Below are 7,857 nucleotides of genomic sequence, written 5' to 3'. Positions count from 1 at the left end.
GGGGTCGATCGCATCGCACGGCGTGCTGCAGCCCGTCGTGGTGCGGCCGGTTCCGACCGGCGGCTATCAGCTGATCGTCGGGGAGCGACGGCTGAGGGCGGCGCGTCTGGCCGGTCTCGAGCGGATCCCCGCCATCGTCAGAGAGGCGGGCGAGGCGGAGACGCTGGAGCTGGCGCTCGTCGAGAACCTCCAGCGAGAGGACCTGAACCCGATAGACGAGGCGCACGGTTACGAGGCGTTGATGGAGGTGGCCGGACTCAACCAGTCGCAGCTGGCTGAGCATGTCGGCCGAGATAGAAGCACCGTGGCCAACGCGCTGCGGCTGCTCGAGCTTCCGCTGGACGTACAGGAGCTGCTGTCCGCGGGCAGCCTGACGGCGGGGCACGGCAGAACGCTCCTCGGCGCGAAGAGCGCGGAGGAGCGATCGCGTCTGGCGAAGAAGGTGGTCGACCGCGGTCTCTCGGTGCGGCAACTGGAGTCGCTTGTCCGGGGGAAGCAGCATCGGAAGAAGGCGTCGCGGCCGAGACGCACGGACGATCCGGTCGTGCGCGAGATGGAGGAACGTCTGCAGCGGATCTTCGGGACGCAGGTGCGCATCGACCGCATGGGCGGCGAGGGCACCGTCCGAATCGAGTACTACTCGGAGGAGGATTTGACACGTGTCGTGGACCTGCTGCTGACGGTGAAGGAGCCGGCGTCGCCGACCGACCCGGAGTAGCATCCGGGACGGCGTGCGTCGCGGCGGCGAGTTGACGACGAAACAGGGAGCGCATGGGCCTGTCGAGGCCGAACGGTGTTGACTTGAATTCGGCCGTTCTGGTATCTTCGTCGTCCCGTGTGCACGGACGCGGTGGCGGGCTGGACGCCGGCAACAGAGGGCGCATCCGGCCGCCGGGGGGTAGGCAATGTTCACGAACGACGACGAAAGGAATGTCGGCATTGTGAACACGATCATCGGGGAAGGCACCACCCTCAAGGGCGACGTCAAGGTCGAGGGTAGTATCCAGGTCGACGGCGACTTCGAGGGCACGATCGAGGCGACCGACACGCTCGTCGTGGGCGAGACCGGCAAGGTCGACGGCGACGCCAACGTCGCCAACGCCGTGATCGGCGGCCACATGTACGGCAACGTCTTCGCCACGGGCAAGATCGAGCTCCAGCGGGGCTCGCAGCTCCTCGGCGACATCAAGACGCGCGGCCTCGTCATCGAGGATGGCGTCGTGTTCCAGGGCAACTGTCAGATGGGTGACATTCGAGACGAGCCGCCGCGGCGACGCGACGACACCGAGCTCGACCTGGAGGATGAGACCGAAGAGCTGGAAGAGGCTGAGGCGACGTACTGATTTCCGGTCGGCCGATGGGGCAGGCTCGCACCACGGGCTGTGGATATCTGTGCACAGCGGACCCTCACTGAGCTAACTCCAGACAGTAGAACCATTTACAACATCCGAGCGGGGACGCCGATTTCGGGTTATCCACCGAACTGCGAGTTTGTCAGTAGTTTGTTAGAGCCCCCAACTGGAAGTGTCACAAAGAGTTAGACAGTGGGGGGCGTCGCCGTAGCTGAGCGGGCATTCGACCGCGTGTCCGGTGGAGAAGCCGTGGACGCCCGAGAGAGGGCGCGCCGGACGGCACACGATTGCACAAGGAGGATGCGGTGGTCGCCGAAGCGATCGAGCGCATCAGGGAGGCTGAGGAGCGCGCCGAGAAGGCCCGCCGCGACGGTCGGGCCGAACGGAAGCGCGTGATGGCGGAGGCCCACGAGGCGTCCGAGAAGCTCCTCGAGGAGACGCGCCGCACGGCACGCGACGACGAGCGGCAGGCCGTCGAGTCCGCGCGCGCCGAGGCCGAACAGGAGGCTGCGAGCATCGCTGCCGAGGGTGAGCAGCGCGTGGAGAAGGTCAGGGCAGAGGCTGAGTCGAGGGTCGCGCCGGCCGTCGAGAAGGTCCTGTCGTCCATCACCACTACCGCGTAGCGGGTCGGGAGAGCGAACCGATGGCCGTCAGCCGCATGCGCAAGCTTCAGATCCTCGCGCACAGGGACTCGAAGCCCGACATCCTCTGCGCCCTCCAGGAGGGGGGCGTTCTGCATATCACGGAGCCATCCATCGAGACCGGCGTCGTGCCCGACGACGGGGAGCGGCGCGAGACCGAGCGTCGCCAGTCCGGCCAGCTTGCGAAACTCGAGTACCTCCGCACATTCCTGAAGCGGTATGCCCCCAAAAAGGGCGGCATGTTCGGCGGGAGGATCGTCCTGGACCCGGACACCCATCGCGAGACGGTCGCCGGGTTCGACATCGACGCATGGTACAAGCGGTGCGTCGATCTCGAGAGTCGCATGCGGGCCGCCGACACGGAGTCGCTGCGCCTGAGATCGCTGGCCGCGGAGCTCGAGAAGTGGCGGGGGCTCGGCGCGGCGGTGGAAGATGTCCGCGACACTCGCCTCGTCGCCGTCTCGCTCCTGAACGTCGAGAGCAACGAGTACGATGCCCTCCGCGAGGACCTTGCGTCCGAGGTCGGGGAGACGGAGATCGTGGAGATCTCCCGGTCGGGCTCCGGCGTCAACTGCGTGGCGTTCTATCTCAAGAGCGAGGAGCCGAGCGTGGCGCCGGTGCTCAAGCGGCACGGCGCCAGAAACGTCGACCTTGCGGGAGCCGTCGGCCGACCGGAGGACGCTGCGGAGCAGCTGGTGCGCCGCGCCGACGAGACCGCCTCGTCGATAGACGACATGCGGGTCGAGGCGGAGGAGATCGCGGCTGACTACGACACAGTCCTCGTGGTGCACGATGAGGTTCGGGAGCGGCTCGCGCGGACGACCGCGGAGGAGCGGCTCGCCGGGACGGAGAGCACCTTCCTTATAGAGGGTTGGGTACGGGGGCGCGACGAGGAGGCGCTCCGCCGCCGGATCGACGAGATCGCGGGGGAAACGTACTACGACGCGCGCGACCCGGAACGGGGCGAGGACGTTCCGATCGACCTCTCGAACGGTCGACTCGTCGAGCCGCTGGAGTTCGTCACGACGCTCTACGGACGGCCCGTCTACTGGGAGTTCGACCCGACGCCGCTGCTGGCTCCGTTCTTCGTCATCTTCTTCGGACTCTGCCTGAGCGATGGCGGCTACGGGATCGCGCTGGCGGCCGCGGCAGTGTTCCTGTTGACAAAGATGGAGCGTGGGAGCGGCGGCAGGAAGCTGATGCAGCTCATGCTGATGGGAGGCATCGCGACGGCCGTCGTCGGTTTCTTCACCGGCGGCTGGTTCGGCATCGAGACCGACCTTCTGCCCGCGTTCATGCGGAACGCGGTGCTGCTCAACCCGCTCGAGGAACCGATGACGATGCTGAACGTCGTCTTCGTCGTCGGCATCGTCCAGATCTTCGCGGGGCTCAGCATCAGAATGGTCGCGGAGTTCCGCGAGGGGCGATGGCTGGACGGGATTTTGGACCAGCTCGTCTGGATCTTCTTCCTGTTGTTTCTGGCTCCGCTCGGATACGGCTTCATCCTCGGCGGTAACGTGCCGCCGGCCATGAACGACATCGCCGGCAAAGGCGCGCTCGCAATGGGCGCGGTCGTCGTTCTGACGGGTGCCAGGAAGAACCCGAATCCGATCATGAAGGTGCTGGGCGGCGTCCTGAAGCTCTACGACATCGTGGGCTACTTCGGAGACGTCCTGTCGTACGCGCGACTTCTCGCGCTCGGGCTCGCGACGGGAGCCATCGCGATGGCGATCAACGGGGTCGCCGACATGGCGATGGGGATTCCCGTCGTGGGAATCGTCGCCGCCATCGTCGTGATCGTCGGCGGCCACCTCTTCAACCTGGCCGTCAACACGCTCGGCGGGTTCGTGCACTCGGCCCGACTTCAGTATCTGGAGTTCTTCTCGAAGTTCTTCGAGGGAGGCGGACGAGCGTTCGAACCGTTCCGCCTCTCGCGCAAGTACTCGGTCGTCCGGCGCGAGGGCGCCTGACCACCGACCGTCCGGCGGAGGCCGGGCGGAACCGGACGTGCTCGCCGAGGAGGGCGGGCGGCGAAACGACGAGACCAGGAGAGCTGACAGAGTCACTCCATCGGAAAAGGAGTCTGAGCATGGAAGGACTGATGCTGGGATTGGCGGGAGCCGCGATCGCGGCGGCCCTCGCCGGAACCGGATCGGCCGTCGGCACAGGCATCGCCGGCCAGGCGGGATCCGGCGTCGTGGCGGAGGACCCCGAGAAGTTCGGGCGGCTCCTTCTGCTGCAGGCGCTCCCGGGAACCCAGGGCATCTACGGCATCGTCGGGCTTTTTCTCGCCATCAACAAGGTGACGGAGCTCGGGATGACGGCCATGACGGTGGGAGAGGGCTGGCGCGTTCTCTTCGCGTGCATCCCGCTTGCAATCACCGGACTGACGTCGGGCATGTACCAGGGCAAGGTCGCGGGCGCGGCGTGCGGACTCGTTGCGAAGCGGCCCGACGAGATGGGCAAGGGCATGATCTTCGCGATCGTCGTGGAGACGTACGCGGTCCTCGGGCTCCTCGGCACGATCCTTCTGCTGGGCGCCATCGAGGGCGCGTAGGCAGGGACGGAGGACACAAGGCGAATCACGCGTCGCCGGAGCGGGACCCCCGGCGGTGCGGAACCGATGCGAGGCACGGACCAATGGCACTCGAGGACATCATCAGGAAGATCGAAGCCGACGCGAAGCAGGATGCCGAGTCGCTCGCGAAGAAGGGTCGGCGGGAGGCTGAGGCGATCGTCGCCGCGGCGCGCGAGCGGGCCGAGAAGGAGAGGGAGCGGCTCGACGCCGTCGCGAAGCAGCGCGCCGACGAGGAGCGGAACCGTGTCGTGACGCTCGCGAGGCTGTCGGCGCGGCGCGAACTTCTCGCCGAGAAGCAGCGGCTGATCGACCGAGTTTTCAAAGAGGCTCACAAACGCCTGAGCGAGATGCCGGCCGAGGAATACCGCCGCTTCATCAAGGGCATCCTCGCGGACGCCGTCGAGACGGGGACCGAGGAGGTCGCGATCGGCGAGAACGAGCGCCGCATCGATCAGGCCTTCCTCGACGAGGTCTCGCGGGAGATCGGCGGCGACGCCAGGCTGACGCTCGCGTCCGAACGGCGTCGAATCGACGGCGGGTTCATCCTGAAGCGCGGCAGGACCGAGACGAACAGCTCGCTCGAGACGATCCTCCGTGCGGCGCGGGAGCGCCAGGAGTCTGAGGTCGCATCGGTGCTGTTCGGCTCGAAGGAGAGTTCGTAGCGCGAAGCGCGGCACGGGCTTCGCGCGGATGACGGAGACGGACGCGGCTACCTGCGGCGGCTGGAGACGGGATCAACGGCATGTCCGACGACACGAGATACGCATACGCTGTCGCGCGCATCCGAGGCATGGAGACGCGGCTGCTCGACCGACAGTGGATCGAGCGTCTGCTCTCCGAGTCGCCGGAGGGCGCCGTCAAAGCGCTCGGCGACTCGGCCTACCAGGACGCGTTCGCGGACGTTGCCGATCCCGGCGAGCTCGAGAGCGGCCTCGAACAGGCGCTCGCCTCGACGCTCCGCGATGTCGCCGACGTCGCCCCGGAACCCGAGCTCATCGACTGCTTCCGACTGAGGTCGGACGCCGCGAACCTGAAGGCCTACCTGAAGGCGTCGCTCCTCTCGGTCGAGAGCGACCGGATCGGTGTCGCGACCGGCGTCGGTACGCTTCCGCCGGAGACGCTCGAGAAGGCCGTCGCCGACAAGGACTACACGGCCCTCCCGGACTTCCTGGCCGAGGCGGCCAGGGATGCCGAGGAGGCGTTCCGCGACTCGGACGAGGTGCGGGCGGTCGACCGCGTGGTCGACGGGGCGCTCTGGCGGTACCAGGTCGAGACTGCGCGGGAGCACCGGAACCGCTTCCTCGAGGACTTCTTCCGCGCGGAGATCGACCTTCTGAACGTGAAGATCTTCGCCCGTGTGAAGGAGTCCGGGGGAGAGGCGGCCGACCTCGTGCCGGAGCTCATCTCCGGAGGCACGCTCGAGCGGATTTTCTTCGAGACGGAGATCGGCGAGCCGTTCGACTCGTTCGCCCGCGCGCTCGAGTTCGGTCCGTACGCGGGGCTCGCGCCGGTCTTCCGGGAGTGGTCCCCTGAGCGCATGCATCTGCTCGAGGTGGCGTGCGACAATGAGCTCCTGAAGCGCGTCGACCCGGCGAAGACCGTCTCGTACGGGATCGAGCCGCTCGTCGCTTACATCCTCGAGCGCCGCATCGAGATCAAGCTCCTCCGGACGGCGATCGTCGGCCGCGCGGACGGGCTCGAGCGGCGGGACGTTGAGAACAGATTGAGGTCGATCCATGCCTAAGGAGATCGCGTTCATCGGAGACCGGGACTCGGTGTGGGGGTTCCGCGCGTTCGGGATCCACGCCATGCCGGTAGGTGACCCCGCGGAGGGGAGAGAGGCGCTCGCGTCGGCGGTCGACGAGGGCTTCTCCATCATCTTCGTGACCGAGGATGTCTACGAGGCGTGCGGTGACGCGATCGAGCAGTACAGGGATGCGGCGATTCCGACCATCACAGTACTCCCGAGCGTGACCGGCTCGCGGGGGCTCATCGCCGCCGAGATCCAGCGCGCCGTCTCGGCCGCGGTCGGCGCCGATATCCTGAGCGAGGCCGGGCGCGGGTAGCGCCGACGTCTCTCTTGAGCAACAGGAGAACGAGCATGGCAGAAGCGAAGGTCCAGGGCACCATCCGGAAGGTCTCAGGCCCCCTCGTCGTCGCGGACGGGATGCGCGAGGCGAAGATGTTCGATGTCTGTCTGGTGAGTGACAAGCGGCTCATCGGAGAGATCATCGAGGTCCGCGGCGACCTCGCGTCGATCCAGGTCTACGAGGACACGAGCGGCCTGGGCCCCGGCGAACCGGTCGAGTCGACCGGCGAGCCGCTGTCGGTCGAGCTGGGTCCGGGGCTCATCGAGTCGATCTACGACGGCATCCAGAGGCCGCTCGACAAGATCCGGGAGCAGGCCGGCGCGCTCATCACGCGCGGCATCCACGTGCCCGGACTCGACCGCGAGCGCGAGTGGGAGTTTGTGGCCACGGCCGAGGTCGGCTCGGAGGTTGAGGGGGGCTGCATCCTCGGCACGGTCAAGGAGTCGGCGCTCGTCGAGCAGAAGATCATGGTGCCCCCGGGTATGAAGGGGAAGCTGACGAAGATCGAGAGCGGGACCTACAAGGTGACGGACGCCATCGGGGAGCTGACCGACGAGAATGGAAAGACGCACGAGCTCTTCCTCATGCAGCGCTGGCCGGTGCGTCAGGCGAGACCGTACGTCGAGCGCATGAACCCCGAGGAGCCGCTGGTCACGGGTCAGCGCGTCATCGACGCGTTCTTCCCGATCGGCAAGGGCGGCACCGCGTGCGTGCCGGGACCGTTCGGCGCCGGCAAGACCGTCATCCAGCACCAGCTCGCCAAGTGGGCCGACGCCGAGATCGTCATCTTCATCGGCTGCGGCGAGCGTGGGAACGAGATGACCGACGTGCTGCTCGAGTTCCCGGAGCTTCAGGATCCCCGCTCGGGTGAGCCGCTCATGAAGCGGACCGTGCTCGTCGCCAACACCTCGAACATGCCGGTCGCGGCGCGCGAGGCGTCGATCTACACGGGCATCACGATCGCCGAGTACTTCCGCGACATGGGCTACTCCGTGGCCCTGATGGCCGACTCGACCTCGCGCTGGGCCGAGGCGCTCCGCGAGATGTCCGGCAGACTCGAGGAGATGCCGGGCGAGGAGGGGTACCCCGCGTACCTCCCGGCCCGCGCCGCGCAGTTCTACGAGCGCGCGGGACGCGTGAAGTGCTTAGGTTCCGAGGACCGCATCGGCGCGCTGTCGGCGGTCGGCGCGGTCTCG

General features: G+C 67.4%; 9 protein-coding genes. All 9 read left to right on the top strand.

All coding sequences use genetic code 11. The features are described 5' to 3' along the window. The coding region (locus GF405_08675) for a ParB/RepB/Spo0J family partition protein (protein ID MBD3368227.1) at positions 1 to 718 on the top strand (718 nt) is incomplete at its 5' end. 187 nt (positions 719 to 905) lie between these two features. Next, positions 906 to 1,343, top strand: a complete 438-nt coding sequence (locus GF405_08670) for a polymer-forming cytoskeletal protein (GenBank protein MBD3368226.1) — start codon at positions 906 to 908, stop codon at positions 1,341 to 1,343. A gap of 314 nt (positions 1,344 to 1,657) precedes the next feature. Continuing rightward, positions 1,658 to 1,975 (top strand): hypothetical protein, encoded by a 318-nt coding sequence (locus GF405_08665; GenBank protein MBD3368225.1) that lies wholly within the window; start codon positions 1,658 to 1,660, stop codon positions 1,973 to 1,975. A gap of 20 nt (positions 1,976 to 1,995) precedes the next feature. Continuing rightward, positions 1,996 to 3,963: a hypothetical protein gene (locus tag GF405_08660; protein MBD3368224.1), complete on the top strand. Its 1,968-nt coding sequence runs from the start codon at positions 1,996 to 1,998 to the stop codon at positions 3,961 to 3,963. A 113-nt stretch (positions 3,964 to 4,076) separates the two neighbouring features. Continuing rightward, positions 4,077 to 4,550: a V-type ATP synthase subunit K gene (locus GF405_08655; protein MBD3368223.1), complete on the top strand. Its 474-nt coding sequence runs from the start codon at positions 4,077 to 4,079 to the stop codon at positions 4,548 to 4,550. Between the two features lie 83 nt (positions 4,551 to 4,633). Further along, positions 4,634 to 5,233 carry a hypothetical protein gene (locus tag GF405_08650; protein ID MBD3368222.1) on the top strand — a complete coding sequence of 200 codons (600 nt, stop codon included), beginning with the start codon at positions 4,634 to 4,636 and terminating at the stop codon, positions 5,231 to 5,233. Between the two features lie 80 nt (positions 5,234 to 5,313). After that, positions 5,314 to 6,315, top strand: coding sequence for a hypothetical protein (locus GF405_08645; GenBank protein ID MBD3368221.1), 1,002 nt, complete (start codon positions 5,314 to 5,316; stop codon positions 6,313 to 6,315). Further along, entirely contained in the window at positions 6,308 to 6,637 is a 330-nt protein-coding gene (locus tag GF405_08640; GenBank protein ID MBD3368220.1) for a V-type ATP synthase subunit F, read from the top strand. The genes GF405_08645 and GF405_08640 overlap by 8 nt, the downstream gene beginning before the upstream one ends. Positions 6,638 to 6,672: 35 nt before the next feature. Continuing rightward, on the top strand, positions 6,673 to 7,857 hold a 1,185-nt coding region (locus tag GF405_08635), incomplete at its 3' end, for a V-type ATP synthase subunit A (GenBank protein MBD3368219.1).

It is taken from the genome of Candidatus Effluviviaceae Genus V sp. (genome assembly GCA_014728125.1).
In the GTDB taxonomy this organism is placed as follows: Bacteria; Joyebacterota; Joyebacteria; order Joyebacterales; family Joyebacteraceae; genus WJMD01.
This window is presented reverse-complemented; position numbering and strand designations above follow the sequence as displayed.